Genomic DNA, 16,104 nt, shown 5'->3' with positions numbered 1-16,104 from the left:
TTAAAGCTGCGCAAACGTATCTGACTTTGCGCCCACAATAATGAGCCAATAATAAAGTGATGTAAAGTATTAACGGCATATAGGATTGGGTACAAAGTCAGGAGACTTTGCGCAGCAGGAACGTTGGTAATATTTTGAAAAAAAAGCGTAAATTGAACTGCATTTTAAAAATATAAATTATGATGAAATTTTGGTTAATTGCAATTCTAATTTTTATTGTTTCAACATATATACTGGCGAAATATACTTTACAATCAAACAGAAAAGAAACTGGCGAAAGAATTTGGAGATTTGGGAATGGAAGGTCTACTTATTGGCGTATTCTTACTTTGTGCAGTTTTGGAATAACAGTTGTAATAATACTTATTATTCACTGTATAGGAATTCCTATCCTGTAAAAATTAAATATTTTAAATAAGTATTTTAAGGGAAAACAACCCAATTTGCCGATTTTTAGGCGAACTAACGTTGATTAATTGTAAAACCCTTCTACGGACAATAGAAAAAAGTATAGAGAAATGAAAAAAATAATTTTAGTAGCCGGTGCGACAGGTAATTTAGGGCTAAGAATAGTAAAGGCTTTACTAAATAAAGATGCTGAAATACTTGTAGTTGTTCGGTCGAACAGTGCTATTGAAAAAATAAAAGAACTTGAAAATTTAGGTGTTAAAATTTATAAGGTGAGCAGTTGGAATTTGGAAGAATTAAAAACTTCTTGCATTGGTGTTTCCTGCGTAATTTCCGCTTTAGCCGGATTACGTGAAGTGGTTATAGATGCCCAAAAAGTTTTGTTAGATGCCGCCATCTTAGCAGGTGTTCCTCGATTTATTCCATCAGACTATTCATTAGATTTTACCAAGTTTTCATATGGCGAAAACCGAAACTTGGATCTAAGACGTGAATTTCACGAATATCTTGACAAAACTTCAATTAGTGCAACTTCAATTTTTAACGGAGCTTTTACGGAATTACTAATAGATGAAATGCCTATGATTCTTTTCAAGCAGAAAATGATTCTATATTGGGGAAATAAGGATTACAAATTGGGCTTTACCACAATGGACAATACCGCAGAATTTACAACCAAAGTAGCTCTGGACTCAAATACTCCTCGATACCTTAGAATTGCAGGTGACCTAATAAGTCCGCGCGAAGTAAAAGTAATAGCTAGTCAGGTAACAGGGCAGAAGTTTCGCTTATTTAGACCTGGTGGACAAAGACTTCTTGCTATAATTATAAAGATTGCACGAAAATTAGCACCAGGAGAAAAAGAACTTTATCCTGCTTGGCAAGGAATGCAATACATGCACAATATGATAGATGAGCGTTCAAAAATAGCAAAACTCGATAATAGTCGCTACCCAGAAATACAATGGACAACGGTAAAATATTTTCTATTGAAACATCATGGAAAAAAAAGTATTTAAACTATTTGAAAGTTAAGTTATCTAGCGAATGAAAAAATCGACTACCGCTAAAAACAGATTTACACTAGTCGGGATTTCGTGCATCACATTCTATTTTGTATTTACACAAAAACCCGCTCCGCAAAGTGTTCATTATAAGAATAAATTTATCTAATACCCTGCGCAAATGTCTCTGACTTTGCGCCAAGAACAATGAGTATAAAGTTTTAAATGCAGATAAATATGATTGCAAAGTCGGGAAACTTTGTACAGAGTCGCGCTACCCTTTCACTTGAGTAGAAATTACACTACCTTTTGGTTTTAAAAAATTATAATAAAACAGCAACAATCACAAACACATTCAGTAAACAAAAATGAACAAAGTAGCAAGATTAACATATTTATTAACGAGCTCCATTTCAGTATTAAGCTGCTCTTCAAGCGGTGATTGCACTAAAACAATCACATTTCCTGAACAGGTTATACAATCCCCAACCGGAACTGCCTACAGCCCCGCATACGAGAGGGTAGTACCTTGCGATTATGTCGTAACTCCTATCAACGAAGGAGTGAAATTAGAAAACCTCACCTACGAAGTTTTACAATTTGTTTTTACTCCTGACACCGGTAAAAATACCTCTAGATTGCAATATAAAATAAAACTTATCAACCCGAATAACTTTACTGTTAAAGGAGTTCCGAAAATCACCACAGATACTGACGGAGTAGTTGTAAGTACCTTTGGAGTTGCGACTGAACCTTTTTGCACGCAAATTCTAGCAAATTCTAGTTGTACAATTGCTTATGACAAGGAATCTGCATTAAACATTAATTTAGGCAATCCCAAATCAATAACTTTAGTCAACGTAGAATATATTTTGAGTTTTTAACTGTCAAGCTATTTTTTAAAAAACAATTTTGAATCCACATTCTAATTTTAAACTTAGGCGAACGCAACTCACTTGTGAAAACAAACATATCCCGTCCTAAAATAAATTACGGATTTATACTTAATCTTAAAATAGATTTACAATACCATTTTACTTCGCTTATTAAAACGCAAAAGGGGGATGTTTTACCATCCCCCTTTTACTAATCTACAAATTTAAAACTAGTTGGTAATGCTAATCGTTCCCGTCATCAAACCGTGAAATTCACAGTTGTAGTACAAGGTATTTGAGGCATTCGCAGGAACAACGATTTTTACTGATCCTGATACTGCACCGTTATTTGTAACTCCTGAAGTAAAGGCATTGGCGGTACCCGTGCCTTGTACTGTCTTCAAATAGAAAGGGTGACCTGGAGTATTAACATTGAAAGTATAGGTGCCACCTCTTTTAAAAGTAAAGTTTGGATTGCTTGCGTTTGTTAATCCTTCACCGTTAAAAATATAAGCAGTAGTCCCACTATTGGTTACATTATAAGTTTTTGTTTCTACACTTCCAGAACCACTTCCTACGCTTGAACCAATATTCCCTTGCGCCACTATGGTAGTTAAATCAGCAGCACTTAAATGAACATTCACATAACCGCTTAATGTTAAAAACTGAGTGTAAGTTACTGCAGCACCACCTACTAAAGTAGCTACTTGTGTTTTACTAATTCCAGTGTCTCCATTTACGGGATTCAAACCAGCAATGATATTTCCAGATGTAGCAACATTGTTCTCATGGATGTGCGCTGGATGACTTCCGCCAGCAGGAGTGCCCACAAGTTTAATGGTTACCAACGTAGTTTGGTTTACACGTTCCGCAAATTCAACCGTTCCATTGATACCTACAACGTCTTTTTGGGCTAATACGTAACTTACTTTTTTGCCCGTTAATTCATTTTGACCAATATCCCCTTGAGCAACAAGAGTAGCTAACGCAGTCGAACTTAAATGAAAGTTGATGTAGCCATTATAGGCTAGTACTTGATCGTACCCGAAAGCAGTACCATTATCCAATTTAGAGACGTTAGTTGCGCTCAATCCTGTATCCCCATTTACGGGCTTAAAAGAAAAAGCAATTCCACCTCCTTGAGCGGCTGTATTGGTATGGATGTGTCCAGGGTGCGACCCACCAGCTGGAGTATTTTGTAATTGTACTATCGCTAATGCTTCTCCATTTACTCTTTTATAAAAAGTAGCAGTACCAGATATTGCCGGAACAGCGACGCTGCCTAGAGGATACACTTTAGAAACCCCAGTAAGGTCATTTTGTCCAATATCACCTTGTGCAACAAGTGTAGTCAATTTGTCGGCACTCAAATGCACATTGATGTACCCATCAAAATCAAGCAGCGCTTGATATGTAATGGGGCTGCCGTTATCCAGTGCTTTGAATGTCGTAATACTTTTGCCAGTCGCACCATCAACTGGTTTTAAGGTAAGTGCTATATCTCCACCCTCAGCCGCTGTATTCAAGTGAATGTGCGCTGGATGTAAACCACCTGCAACAGTATTTTTTAAATCTAACTCAATACTTAGTGTCGCATCACTTTTTTCAATGATAGTTGCTGTTCCGGTTACTCCCGAAGTCCCAACCGCACCTAAATCATAGACTTTTGAATTCAGAACTGTTGGGGCTGGAGCATCATCATTGTTACAACTACTAAAAATGAAGGGAATCACTAGCGCTAGTACTACTAAACTTTTTTTTAAATGTTTCATTATGTTTATATTTTTCAGGTTATTGTTAAACAAATTTAATATTATTTTTTTTTAAATCCAACTATTATTTTGTTGAAATAGATAAAATTTAATTTTAAACAGCTGATATATAGAATCATATAAATATAAGTGAATTTTAGCACAGCCACAAAATAATTACAAAAAAAAGTATTACTAATCGGAAATTAATTAAACAAAAAAGGACGTGCATTTTAGGCGCTAATGGAATAGCTAGTTACATGCTCACATTTTTATTACTTTCACAAACATCAAGAATAGGAACACTTACAAAACACTCAAATACTAAAACAGTATCCACATATGAAATCAATTGACAAACTGGCTTGGATAGAACTAAAAAACAAATCCATTCTCTCTACAAAAAGTTATGGGAAAGACAAATATTATATTCCGGGCGGTAAAAGAGAAATTGGCGAAACGGACGAGCATGCTTTAGTGAGAGAAATTCTAGAAGAACTTAATGTGAGTATTGATACAAATACAATGAAATTTGTTGGCATTTTTGAAGCGCAAGCTCACGGACATCCGGAAGGCGTTTTGGTAAAAATGACTTGTTATTCAAGTGCATTTTCCGGAGAACTAAAAGCAAGTTCAGAAATTGAAGAAATGAAGTGGCTCACCTATGCGGACAAAGACAAAATTTCAGAAGTGGATAAATTGATTTTTGACTATCTGAAACTACATAATTTATTAGACTGAGAATATTATTTCTGCGCGGCCATGCGCTAGATGGTGTACTGTTGTAGAACTTGGCTTTCTCGCTCTACATACCAACAACAAATAAAGACAATGATTTATTTACGGTACGATTAATTGTTATATTTGATAAACCGAAAAAGGATGCTATTTGGTAGACTTATCTACTTCTATCCGCTTGGGTTTGTCGCACTTTATCCTATTTATCAAAATGTTCGCCGTAATTTAGGACGACCAAGCCAATCGACAATTACTAATAACCTTTTTAATTATTCCGAAAAATGAAATCTAATTTGTTATTTGATTTTACCATTGACAGAGCAACAAAAACTGTATTCGTAAACAGAGAATTTGCTGCGGATCTTTCACTGGTTTGGGATGCTTTTACCCAGCTCCGCAAAGTGTTCATTCGAAGTATCAATTTATCGTATAAGATGCGCAAATGTCTCTGACTTTACGCCCACAATAATGAGCAAATAATCAATTGATGTAAAGAATTAACTGCATATAGGATTTGGCACAAAGTCGGGAGACTTTGCGCAGCGTCTTACAATCCTAATTAGTTAATAATGATTTCTTTACATAATCTAAACTTCTGAAAGCCGAAGCATTCTCCTATTTAATAAAATTCACAAAAAGAACAGCCAAAACCAGTACAAAAAAAGCCTCGAAAAATAATTTTCGAGGCTTTTTAAGATTGTGTTTATAAGTTGTAGCCCGTAGCGGAATCGAACCGCTCTTACATGGATGAAAACCATGCGTCCTAACCGATAGACGAACGGGCCAAGCTTTGTATTTCGCGTGCAAAAATAACACTATTTTTGAGACGCACAAAGCCAAACCCAAAAACCTTCCAATAAAAACAGTCACTATTACATTCGCAAATTGTAATCAGTTCAGAACAGACACTTATCAATAATACGATTGTTTTTTATCAACCTGATTTTTCAAACAAAAAACCTAAAGTGTAATGCGAAGGTGATTATTGTGAACGCAAAGTTTTCTTTTAAAGAATAAATTTCTAATTAATGCTTCGCAAATGTCTCTGAATATGGGCTTTTTAAAAAATTATCTTATAAACAACAAACTCCATTACCGCTCCAGACTTTGAAACATTTATTATTGATTGTACTTTGCAAATCTAAAGTATAATGTAGATTTGCAATCCGTATATTCAATTTTAAAAAAATGACACAATTCCCCGTTACAACCTCAACACTTTCAGCCACAGCATTAGGGCAATTTGTTACAGAACAATACAATCTGAGCGAAAACTGTACGTGCCAATTGTTTCGAACAGGGATTAATCACACCTATTTTATTGCTGACAACGAAACAAAATATGTATTACGCGTTTACTTTTACGATTGGCGTTCTAAATCCCAAATCGAGGAAGAAATCAAGCTGTTGCTTTTATTAAAAGAGAATAATATCAGCATCTCTTTTCCTATTGAGGACAAAAAAGGCGAGTTCATACAAGATCTAAATGCACCGGAAGGAATGCGTCACGCCGTACTTTTCTCCTTTGCCGAAGGAGAAAAAATAAGATTCATGGATGCTGCGACTTGTTTCTCTATTGGTTCGCTGATGGCAAAAATCCATACGGTAACTGCCAACAAAAGTATTGACCGTATCAATTACGATTTAGAAACCTTGGTTCAATTACCGTATAAATATGCAAAAAGCCATTTTTCTGAGTCACTAGCGGAAATGCAATTCGTAAAAAAGCAAAGCGAAAAAATAAGCAAAAACTTTGAAGAAATAGACTTCACAAAGGTCACAAAAGGAATTGTTCATTTGGATATTTGGTATGACAATATGAACGTTGCAGACCAAAACGAAGCAACCATTTTTGACTTTGATTTTTGTGGAAACGGCTTGTTGATTTTTGATGTTGCTTATTTCTGCAAACAACTGTTCCATATCGAAGCCAACAAAGATGAATATGAACTAAAAGTTGAAGGTTTTTTAAAAGGATATCAAAACATAAGAACACTCTCTAAAGAAGAAATAAAAATAATTCCTGATGCGGGTGCCGCCATTTGGATTTTTTATCTTGGCGTACAATCGCAACGATTTGATTGGTCAAATATATTTTTGACTGAAAATTACCTAAAAATGTTTATCGGAAGAATGAAATCTTGGATTGAATATAATGATTCGAAAGAAATCATCCAATAACTCAAATCTATAAAATAGTCCTAATCCAAAAATAAATATTATTTTAGCCAAAATATTTTAACGAAACCTAGGAACGTTATACAACACAGCAATAATTCAAAATAAATAAATTGACAAAGTATTTAAAATATCTCATTTCACTCTTTCTGGCTTTTGGCCTGATGGTGAATGATGGTGCTTTAAATTCTCCATCAAATTCAGCAGATTATTTTCAATTCTCTAACGCAATCCTCAGAAGTGAATTAAACTATAAGGGTTCGAAATTATATGTGTTCAATCAGATAAACTCATCTGAAAAAACTTCTATATTCCTATTTCAGTTAGCTTTCCTTCAGTTTAAAGATATTTACTGTCTTCAAATTCCGGTTCTTCTAAAATTACAAACGCTGCTTTATCAAAAAGTAAGTTCATTTGCAATGCAAAACATCTTCATAAATGAGATGATTACTTCCCGAAATTCCTATAAAAGTTTATACACAGCCTAGAAATTTCTTTCTACGCATTTATGCAATTCCCTGCATAAAGATGATACCAAATGTCTAATCATTTATCATTTACAAAATGTATAAACACACTAACAAATCCCGTTTAGAGCAATCTAAACGCCCTATTCTTTGGGCTAAAAGAAAAATTATGCTAATTATTACTGCATTTATGATCGGAATGTCAAACGGAATGAACGTGGGCGACAACATGATTCACGGAAATCAAAATCAAACAGAACAGCAAGATAAAAAAGATTGATCTGGGGATTCACAAATAAGTTTTGAAGTTCCAGTTACAAAAGGTTCAATTCCTTTTCACTTTTAAAAGGTTTTCGCATCAATTATAAACACCATTACTTATCAAAATTTAAAGGTGTTTATTGTTGATAGTATTTTGTATTTTGCAACGGCATTTAATTCTAAAATAACAACATGAATACTACGCATACGGATATTATCATCATAGGAGCAGGATTATCCGGCATAGGCGCTGCCTGTCATTTGTCTCGCAAAAATCCAGACAAAACCTATGTTATTTTAGAAGCCAGAGCAGAACTTGGAGGCACCTGGAGTTTGTTTCAATACCCTGGAATCCGTTCCGATTCGGATATGTACACTTTTGGCTATTCCTTTAAAACATGGGATGACCAAAAGTCTTTCGCTGACGGACCTTCTATTTTAAAATACCTGAATGAAGCCGCAGACGAATATAAAGTACGTGATCATATCCTCTACAATCAACGCGCTCTTTCTTATAACTTCGATACAAAAGCGAAATTATGGACGGTCTCTGCTAAAAACACTGCCAATGAAGAAGAAACGGTTTATACGTGCCAGTTTATTTTTAGCTGCAGCGGCTACTATAATTATAACAAAGGATACACTCCTGAATTTAAGGATCAATCCGTTTTTGAAGGTGAAATAGTCCATCCTCAAAAATGGCCTGAAAAATTACATGTTGCCGATAAAAAAGTGGTTATAATTGGCAGCGGAGCCACTGCTGTCACCATCCTTCCTGAGCTTGCCGCCGAAGGAGCACAAGTTGTTATGCTGCAACGATCGCCAACCTATATTGCGGCTTTGCCCAATAAGGACAAAATTGCTGCCCGCCTGAAACGCCTGTTCCCAAAAAAAGTAGCCTATAGACTGATTCGTTATAAAAACATTTTCTATGCTATTGTCTTTTTTAATCTGTGCAAGTACTTTCCGGAGGCAATGAAAAATTTTATCATAAAAGGAGCTAAAAAAGGTCTGGGTGACTTTCCTGTGGACCCTCATTTTATACCCAATTACAATCCATGGGAACAACGTTTTTGCATTGCCCCAAACGGCGATTTTTTTAGAGCCATCAGAAAAGGGAAAGCAGCTGTAGTTACGGACCATATCGATCGCTTTCTAACAAATGGAATTTTACTGAAATCCGGCAAAACACTAGCCGCCGACATTATAATCACCGCAACCGGGCTTGAATTAGTGGCGTTTGGAGGCGTGAAAATCCAACTGGATTCAAAACCATTTGATGTTTCTAAATCTTTTGTCTATAAAGGCCTTATGTTAAGCGACCTGCCCAACTTCTTTATTTTTGTTGGCTATACCAATGCTTCGTGGACGTTGAAAAGTGACCTTACCAGCAAATATATATCTCGCGTTTTGAAGTATTTAGACAAACACAATTATAAAGCGGTACAGGCGAAAGTAGTCGAGACAAATTTAAAACCTGTTCCGTTACTCAACCTCAATTCCGGATACATCAACCGGTCAGCGAATACACTTCCTAGTCAGGGAAACAAAGCACCATGGCGTGTTTACCAAAATTATGTGTTGGATTATAAAATGCTTCGCGTTGATGCCGTTAAAGACAAACGACTCACCTTTTTCAAATAAAGAAGGTTCAAGCGTACCGGATACTAAAATACCAGGGATCAATAATCGCAAATAAAAAATATTTTAGGCTCAAAAACCTAACAAAATTCAGGCCCGTTGAACAACCTATCAATAATTCAAACGAATTCGATTGGCAAAATATACAAAACACGTTTAGAGCAATCTAAACGCCTTATTCTTTGAATAAAAAGAAAAATTACGCTACTTATTACTGCATTTATGATCGGAATGTCAAACGGAATGAACGTGGGGGATCATACGATTAACGCAAATCAAAATCACACGGAACAACATAAAAAAGATTGATTTGATTGTTTATAAATATGTTGCACAACAATAAGACACAATACAAAAAAGCTAGGAGCAAAATCCTAGCTTTTTAAAACATCCGTTAAGCAATTATTAGATTTGTTTGAAGTTTACCTAAAAGCAATATACCATTCCGACGAAGGAGGACACGAGCGATAGCTAGCTGGCAAATACCATTAAGACCTAGTAGTGCGGAGCTGCATTTTAACAAAATTAAAATAAAACCGTTTCCCGTAATCTATTTCATTTTAATTTTCAATTCATTAATAACGCAAAAACAATACTCCCACAATACTATAATGCTTATATTACACATTGATTTTTCTAAATGACGTATTAATCTACCATAATTGGAATTAATAAGTTAAGGCATCCCACCCTTTTCAGACCAATAACTAATTCCATTTGGACCTTTACCCACGGGAATTGTTGCTGTTACTTTTTGAGTTGCTACATCTATTATTGAAATTGTATTGTCGGAAGAATTAGTAACATAAACTGTTTTACCATCTTTACTAACTACAACACCATGAGCTTTGTTTCCTACTGTAATGGTACTAATCACTTTTGCATTGGGTATATCGATAACAAAAACCTTGTTTGACACAGGTCTTTCCATTAGTTCTCCCTGGTCAGCAACATAAAGCAACTTACTGTCTGGTGTGGCGTACAATTGGATAGAACCTTGCGCATCTATAGGCAATGGTATTCTTTTTATTTCTGCGTTCTTTATATCATATCTCACCACTTCTTTTGTATCATATAAGGTGGCAAAAACAAATTTTCCGTCTTGAGTAACCGCAGTTTGTACAGTCATTCCACCCAATGGTATATCTATAATTTTACCATCAGAAATAGAAACAATGGACATGTTTTTTGTGTCCATATTGGCAACATATAATTTGCCATTAAAATACCGCAATCCATGAGGAGAGTGTCCTTTTCCTAAATCAAATTTCCGCACCACTTTATAGGTTGTCGCATCCACTTGAATAACTTGGTTGATTTCTTTTGCCGTCACAAAAGCATATTTTGATTCATTGTCTAAAACCACATGAGCCACATGCAAATTATTGCCAAGTGATATACGATTTTTAATTTTATTTGTTTTTGGGTCAATAACCACTACCTGATTTGTTTCCGTGCTATCCATGGGTACGGCAGTTACCCAAACCGATTTGCCGTTTGGGGCTACCTGAACATTATGAGCCATATACATCATCCCTGAACTGTCACTTATATTAATTCCTGTGTTTTTTTCACTGTCTTGTAGGTCAATAACAGAAATACTACCGCCATCTTCATTGGCCACATAAACCTTAGCCGGTAATGAGTTAGATTTTTCACTGTTCTTGCAACCGCCTATCATGACGGCTAACATTAGGATTATCGCCACCAGTAATTTTGGGTTTAAAAAGGGATATTTTATTTTTACTTTTGTTTTTAAAATGTTTTTCACTGTTTCATAATTTAAGATTACAACTGCTCAATTACTTTCTTTAATCGATCTCTAATTTCTGCTGCGATTTCAACAAGTTCCTTATTTTCAACTGCCAGCATCGAAGCTGCAGGATCAACTGCAGACACTTCTATCTGACCTGCCACTTTCTCTTGAACAATTACATTACAAGGCAACATTGTCCCTATTTTATCTTCTGCCAATAAAGCTTTGTAAGCGAATGGCGGGTTACATGCGCCCAGTATGGTATAATTATAAAAGTCTACCTCAAGTTTTTTCTTTAATGTCGCTTTCAAATCAATTTCTGTCAATATTCCAAATCCTTCTGCTTTGAGTGCTTCCGTAACTTTTTGAATCGCATTTTCGAAACTATCTGTAATTATTTTACTAAAGTAATATTCCATGATTGTTATATTTTTATAAGTTGAAAAAATCTATTTCAATTAATTATCGCGTCCATTTCAAAATCACTTTCTTCTCCTGTATCTGTGAGCTGCGACTAGTAATGCCAGTCCTAAAACGATTATTGAAAACCACCAAAAAACATGTATTCCCATAAATGAGTACGATCCCATGTGCATTTCTCCATTATCGTTATTAAACATAGCTTATATTTTAAAGATTAAATAAAATTTTAGATAGCGCAAGATAAAAAATCTATGATCTATCAATCTCAATTTAATAATTCAGGTTCAATCCAAAACCTAATCCCATATCGCTGTCATAATGGGTTCTAAAACTAAAGTTTCTCTTGACAATATAACGCAAACCTGCCATGTATTCTTTGTCGGTATTCCACATTAAATCCATACGCAATCTTTTGGAAACCGGAATATCCATTCGTTCAAATTGCAATCTAAAATTCCCGTCGGTATACACTTCGGCTTGCGCTTTGATGAGCATGGGCAACGTATATTCGACTCCTGCACTGAAAACGGCGCGATTGTCTTTTGTATTGGTTTGACCAAAAAGATTCTTTTCCATTTCTCCCATTTCCATTTTTCGATATCGCCAGTCAAAACCAATGAACGGCATCAGCCATTGCATTTTCCCGATGTATCTCCCGATATGCGTTTCGGTTTCATAACCATGATTATTATTGTAACCCAAACGCCACTCGGTACCAATGCTCCAACGCGTATTTTGAATCATCAGCATTCCGTCATTCCCATTGGTGGCAAAATCATTTTCGGCCATCACATGAAAAGCTCTATCATCAGCAAATAATTTGCGTTGCGCTAATTTTGGATTTGGAATCAAAGGATTTGGCTCTTGATTTTCATAACTAAAAACCCTTCCCATTCCCGCCATCATGTGATAGAGAATGTGACAATGAAAAAACCAGTCGCCTTTAACATTCGCATTAAACTCAATTGTATCGGTTTCCATCGGCATAATGTCGATGATATTTTTCAGTGGTGCGTATTCTTCTTGACCGTTCAGCACTCTAAAATCATGTCCGTGCAAGTGCATAGGATGGCGCATCATGGAACCGTTGAAGAGTACAATTCGGACGTTCTCTCCTTTTTTAATTAAAATTTTATCGGCTTCCGAAACTACTTTATTGTCCAGACTCCAAACATAGCGATTCATGTTTCCTGATAATTCAAACCGCAATTCTTTTACCGGTGCGTCTTTGGGTAATGTTGTTTTAGTGGGTGATTTCAGCATTGCATAATTCAAGGTCGTGATATCTGAAAGTTCATTGCTGTTATAATCTGCTTCGGTCATTTTCATGTTATCCATTTTTGCAGAAGAATCATCCATTTTCATGTTGCCCTTTTTTGCGGAAGAATCATCCATTTTCATTTTTCCCATATCATGCGAAGAATGATCCATTTGAACTTCTTTTTGAGTTCCTGCATTATCGTTTAAAGGGCCTGTAATTTCAGGATACATCACCACATTCATATCCATTTGGTTGAGAGACATTTGCATACCCATGTCATCTAAATCACCATTCATTTTCATCATGCTGTTCATCATTTTCATCCCTTCAAAATACTTTAATTTAGGCAAAGGAGAAATCAATTGCTTGATCCCATCTCCTAAATACAACGAAGCCGATTTTGTGCGATCCTCAGAAGTGACCAAAAATTCAAACGACGTTTTTTCAGCAGGAATAGTGACAACCACATCGTACGTTTCAGAAACGGCAACGATTAATCGATCGACTTCGACAGGTTCCACATCATTTCCGTCACTGGCCACCACCGTTATTTTTCCTCCGGCATAGTTCAGCCAAAAATAGGTTGATGCACCGGCATTGGCAATTCGCAATCGCACTTTATCACCCGCTTTGAATTGCGAAAATTGACTTTCATTTTTACCGTTGATCAGGAATTTGTTGTAATACACATCACTGACGTCCATGGCGTTCATTCTCTTCCATTCGTTAGCGACTTTGGTTTTAAAATGTCCCGCTTTTATAGCTTCAGAATAGCTTTGCGTAGTTCCTTTTTGAATCGCAAACCAATCCGTGGCATTGTGTAACATCCGATGCACATTTTCCGGTTTCATATCGGTCCATTCACTAAGAATAATTGGAACGGTCGGTAAATCATCTATTCCTGCTCTAAAAGTTGGGTCTTCGTTTCTTTTATTCATGACAAAAGAACCATACATCCCAATTTGTTCCTGTAACCCAGTATGACTGTGATACCAATGCGTTCCGTGCTGAATGATTGGGAATCTATATTTATGTGTGGTATGCGGTTTGATTGGCATTTGTGTCAAATTAGGCACGCCGTCTTCTTTGTTGGGTAACATTAGGCCGTGCCAATGCAAGGAGGTATCTTCGTCCAACTCATTATGCACATAAATTTCGGCAATATCGCCTTCGGTAAAGGTGAGCGTTGGCATCGGAATTTGTCCGTTTACGGCAATCGCTCTTTTTGGTTTATCACCAAAAGTGACAATCGTATCCCGAACATACAAATCATACCGAACAGTTCTGGGCGGGGCATTTTTAACTATTCTTTTAACCGGTTCTGCTTTGAGTTTACTGTTATCTCCGGGAACATTTGTCTGATTTTGATCCAAATCATCACTTGTTGCTTTAGTGTTAATATCAGTTGCTTTTGCAGGCACTGCTTTTTTCATAACTGCCTTTGGCACTTGTTTTTTTGGAACGGATTTTTTTACCGGTCTTGCTTTTTCCTTAATCAAATCCATGCCACATATGGGACATTTTCCCGGTTTAGCGGCATGAATTTCAGGATGCATTACACAAGTATAGGTTGCAGGCTGTACCTGTTGAATATCCAATTTTTTGGAAATATTTCTGTTATTGCTATTTTCCGCTTGCACAAAAGGACCAATAAACAGAATCAAAACTATTATTATTATTATTCTCATTTTTAAAATTCTAAATTTTGAATTAATTATTTTCTTTTTCTAAATCGGTTTAACATTACCAACGCAAAAAGAAGCAACACAATTACTAAAATTAACCAAAATGGGTGCATTCCCATGAAAGAATATTCTCCCATATGCATTTCTCCGTTACCGTTATTTAACATGATTCTTTAAGATTATGGTTAAATTAAAAATTAATGATGCGCTTTATGATCTTCTTTCTTTTCTGGTTTTTTATCCATGCCTTTCATTTTATTCATGTCCATTTTTTCTTTTTTCATTTTCTCCATCATATCCATCATAGGTCTATTTCCCATCATCTCTTTACACATTCCAGCCATCATAGCATCATCCCCTTTTGATGATTCCATCATCTTTGCCATCATACTTTTCATCATTTCAGGGTCATTCTTCATTCCTTTCATCATCTCGGACATCATACCTTTCATCATTTCCGGATTTTCCTTCATCATTGCCATCATTTTAGCATGATTCTCTTTCATCATTTCTGGATTATTCTTCATCATTTCTGACATCATACTTTTCATCATTTCTGGATTTTCCTTCATCATTGTCATCATTTGCGCATGACTATCCTTCATCATTTCCTTTTCCTTCTCCTGCATCATCATCATACCACTTTTGCTGTTCATAAGTATTCCCATCATCTCTTTAGACATACTTTCATTATTGGCAATCTCGTTCATAATTTCCATTCTCTTGTCTGATTTTGAGAGAACCTGATTAGTTGATTGGCAAGAATATAGAAGCCCAATTAATCCAATCGATACTGCAATTTTTTGTACTATTTTCATGATATTAAATTTATTTGTCAAACCTGTTAACCCTTTAAAGGTCTGCGTTTTAAAACGAAAAAACCTTGTTTAATTTTGAAAAAAATTTATATAATTACTTCCTTTTGTTATTCAAAAATAAGACTAGCCAACTAACCGGATTTCATCTTTATTTAATAGAAAATCACTTGTACTTTTTCTATTACGCTACTGTTGCACTTTCATTTTGTTTTTTTACGAACAATTTCAACAGAACATTTTGCATGAAGTGCAACGGACTGTGAGACCGATCCTAACAAAAGACGCTCAACAAGACCATAACCATGCGATCCAAGAACAATTAAATCAGCGCCAAACTTTTCGGCCTCATCGACAATAACAGTTTTAGGAACTCCCTCTATTGCCTGCGTTAAAACTGCAAGTTCCGGATTTTTATTTCTAATTAATTTCGCTGCTGCAGCTACAGACTTCATTGCAAATTGCAAAGAATTCATATTGGCATCGTCGTAATATTCCGTTAAAACACCCATTGGAGCCACATTCATAAGCCTATCTGCTTCATAAACGGAGATGATTTTTACTTTTGTGTTTATAGGTAAAGGCCTATGAGCAAACTCTTTTACCATTGCTACACTAAAAGGCGAACCATCGGTTGCTAATATTATTTTCATTTGAGTATACTATTTATTAGTTATTGAATATCAGGCAATTAAAAAATAAAACCAATTAAAATCGTACTATAAATTTAAGAAAATTTCTGCACACTCAGCTGTAATTTTCTATATTTAAAACAACCAAAACCTAATTTGCAACCGAGTATATAAAAGTTGTACCTCCAAAAAAATGCAACAACTTCTTT

The 16,104-nt window shown here is 35.5% G+C and carries 15 protein-coding genes and 1 tRNA gene; 8 read left to right on the top strand and 8 right to left on the bottom strand.

The features are described from left to right. Positions 1-179 precede the first annotated feature (179 nt). The 3 genes from ACFX5E_RS02005 (at position 180) to ACFX5E_RS01995 (ending at position 2,296) form a co-directional block, all read left to right on the top strand. The gene (locus ACFX5E_RS02005; RefSeq protein WP_379853495.1) at positions 180-398 is read left to right on the top strand and encodes a hypothetical protein; all 219 of its coding nucleotides are present in this window, start codon (positions 180-182) and stop codon (positions 396-398) included. 120 nt (positions 399-518) lie between these two features. Continuing rightward, complete coding sequence (locus ACFX5E_RS02000) at positions 519-1,427, top strand: NmrA family NAD(P)-binding protein (protein WP_379853494.1); 909 nt, start codon at positions 519-521, stop codon at positions 1,425-1,427. Between the two features lie 353 nt (positions 1,428-1,780). Then, a complete protein-coding gene (locus tag ACFX5E_RS01995; RefSeq protein ID WP_379853493.1) occupies positions 1,781-2,296 on the top strand; it encodes a hypothetical protein in 516 nt (171 codons plus the stop codon). Between the two features lie 221 nt (positions 2,297-2,517). Here ACFX5E_RS01995 and ACFX5E_RS01990 read toward each other — a convergent pair whose 3' ends face one another. Next, positions 2,518-4,059, bottom strand: coding sequence for a hypothetical protein (locus ACFX5E_RS01990; protein ID WP_379853492.1), 1,542 nt, complete (start codon positions 4,057-4,059; stop codon positions 2,518-2,520). A gap of 321 nt (positions 4,060-4,380) precedes the next feature. On the opposite strand from ACFX5E_RS01990, the gene ACFX5E_RS01985 reads away from it, so the two are divergent. After that, on the top strand, positions 4,381-4,779 hold the full coding sequence (locus tag ACFX5E_RS01985) for an NUDIX hydrolase (protein ID WP_379853491.1): 399 nt from the start codon (positions 4,381-4,383) through the stop codon (positions 4,777-4,779). Between the two features lie 710 nt (positions 4,780-5,489). Here the strand turns inward: ACFX5E_RS01985 and ACFX5E_RS01980 are convergent. Further along, positions 5,490-5,561: transfer RNA gene (locus ACFX5E_RS01980), tRNA-Glu, on the bottom strand. A 403-nt stretch (positions 5,562-5,964) separates the two neighbouring features. On the opposite strand from ACFX5E_RS01980, the gene ACFX5E_RS01975 reads away from it, so the two are divergent. From ACFX5E_RS01975 to ACFX5E_RS01960, 4 genes are all read left to right on the top strand, one after another. Continuing rightward, a complete protein-coding gene (locus ACFX5E_RS01975; RefSeq protein WP_379853490.1) occupies positions 5,965-6,957 on the top strand; it encodes a phosphotransferase in 993 nt (330 codons plus the stop codon). A 110-nt stretch (positions 6,958-7,067) separates the two neighbouring features. Beyond that, complete coding sequence (locus ACFX5E_RS01970) at positions 7,068-7,442, top strand: hypothetical protein (RefSeq protein ID WP_379853489.1); 375 nt, start codon at positions 7,068-7,070, stop codon at positions 7,440-7,442. A gap of 76 nt (positions 7,443-7,518) precedes the next feature. Continuing rightward, positions 7,519-7,701, top strand: a complete 183-nt coding sequence (locus tag ACFX5E_RS01965) for a hypothetical protein (protein WP_379853488.1) — start codon at positions 7,519-7,521, stop codon at positions 7,699-7,701. 173 nt (positions 7,702-7,874) lie between these two features. Further along, positions 7,875-9,326: a flavin-containing monooxygenase gene (locus tag ACFX5E_RS01960; RefSeq protein ID WP_379853487.1), complete on the top strand. Its 1,452-nt coding sequence runs from the start codon at positions 7,875-7,877 to the stop codon at positions 9,324-9,326. Between the two features lie 673 nt (positions 9,327-9,999). On the opposite strand, the gene ACFX5E_RS01955 is transcribed toward ACFX5E_RS01960, so the two are convergent. From ACFX5E_RS01955 to ACFX5E_RS01930, 6 genes are all read right to left on the bottom strand, one after another. Next, entirely contained in the window at positions 10,000-11,094 is a 1,095-nt protein-coding gene (locus ACFX5E_RS01955) for a YVTN family beta-propeller repeat protein (protein ID WP_379853486.1), read from the bottom strand. Between the two features lie 17 nt (positions 11,095-11,111). Further along, on the bottom strand, positions 11,112-11,498 hold the full coding sequence (locus tag ACFX5E_RS01950) for a DUF302 domain-containing protein (protein WP_379853485.1): 387 nt from the start codon (positions 11,496-11,498) through the stop codon (positions 11,112-11,114). Positions 11,499-11,561: 63 nt separating this feature from the next. Next, on the bottom strand, positions 11,562-11,699 hold the full coding sequence (locus ACFX5E_RS01945) for a hypothetical protein (RefSeq protein WP_379853484.1): 138 nt from the start codon (positions 11,697-11,699) through the stop codon (positions 11,562-11,564). A 73-nt stretch (positions 11,700-11,772) separates the two neighbouring features. Next, positions 11,773-14,451: a multicopper oxidase domain-containing protein gene (locus tag ACFX5E_RS01940; protein WP_379853483.1), complete on the bottom strand. Its 2,679-nt coding sequence runs from the start codon at positions 14,449-14,451 to the stop codon at positions 11,773-11,775. Positions 14,452-14,645: 194 nt separating this feature from the next. Beyond that, the gene (locus ACFX5E_RS01935; protein ID WP_379853482.1) at positions 14,646-15,266 is read right to left on the bottom strand and encodes a membrane or secreted protein; all 621 of its coding nucleotides are present in this window, start codon (positions 15,264-15,266) and stop codon (positions 14,646-14,648) included. Between the two features lie 200 nt (positions 15,267-15,466). Next, positions 15,467-15,916, bottom strand: coding sequence for a universal stress protein (locus ACFX5E_RS01930; RefSeq protein ID WP_379853481.1), 450 nt, complete (start codon positions 15,914-15,916; stop codon positions 15,467-15,469). Positions 15,917-16,104: the final 188 nt, after the last annotated feature.

The organism is Flavobacterium xylosi (assembly GCF_042787345.1).
Classification (GTDB): domain Bacteria; phylum Bacteroidota; class Bacteroidia; order Flavobacteriales; family Flavobacteriaceae; genus Flavobacterium; species Flavobacterium xylosi.
Note: the sequence above shows the minus strand (reverse complement) of the source record. Positions and strands in the feature narration are given on the sequence as shown.

What these genes read in the sequence shown, in the direction of transcription:
- ACFX5E_RS02005 (WP_379853495.1), top strand. Translation starts at nt 180, where the DNA reads ATGATGAAATTTTGGTTAATTGCAATTCTAATTTTTATTGTTTCAACA.
- ACFX5E_RS02000 (WP_379853494.1), top strand. Translation starts at nt 519, where the DNA reads ATGAAAAAAATAATTTTAGTAGCCGGTGCGACAGGTAATTTAGGGCTA.
- ACFX5E_RS01995 (WP_379853493.1), top strand. Translation starts at nt 1,781, where the DNA reads ATGAACAAAGTAGCAAGATTAACATATTTATTAACGAGCTCCATTTCA.
- ACFX5E_RS01990 (WP_379853492.1), bottom strand. Translation starts at nt 4,059, where the DNA reads ATGAAACATTTAAAAAAAAGTTTAGTAGTACTAGCGCTAGTGATTCCC.
- ACFX5E_RS01985 (WP_379853491.1), top strand. Translation starts at nt 4,381, where the DNA reads ATGAAATCAATTGACAAACTGGCTTGGATAGAACTAAAAAACAAATCC.
- ACFX5E_RS01975 (WP_379853490.1), top strand. Translation starts at nt 5,965, where the DNA reads ATGACACAATTCCCCGTTACAACCTCAACACTTTCAGCCACAGCATTA.
- ACFX5E_RS01965 (WP_379853488.1), top strand. Translation starts at nt 7,519, where the DNA reads ATGTATAAACACACTAACAAATCCCGTTTAGAGCAATCTAAACGCCCT.
- ACFX5E_RS01960 (WP_379853487.1), top strand. Translation starts at nt 7,875, where the DNA reads ATGAATACTACGCATACGGATATTATCATCATAGGAGCAGGATTATCC.
- ACFX5E_RS01950 (WP_379853485.1), bottom strand. Translation starts at nt 11,498, where the DNA reads ATGGAATATTACTTTAGTAAAATAATTACAGATAGTTTCGAAAATGCG.
- ACFX5E_RS01945 (WP_379853484.1), bottom strand. Translation starts at nt 11,699, where the DNA reads ATGTTTAATAACGATAATGGAGAAATGCACATGGGATCGTACTCATTT.
- ACFX5E_RS01940 (WP_379853483.1), bottom strand. Translation starts at nt 14,451, where the DNA reads ATGAGAATAATAATAATAATAGTTTTGATTCTGTTTATTGGTCCTTTT.
- ACFX5E_RS01935 (WP_379853482.1), bottom strand. Translation starts at nt 15,266, where the DNA reads ATGAAAATAGTACAAAAAATTGCAGTATCGATTGGATTAATTGGGCTT.
- ACFX5E_RS01930 (WP_379853481.1), bottom strand. Translation starts at nt 15,916, where the DNA reads ATGAAAATAATATTAGCAACCGATGGTTCGCCTTTTAGTGTAGCAATG.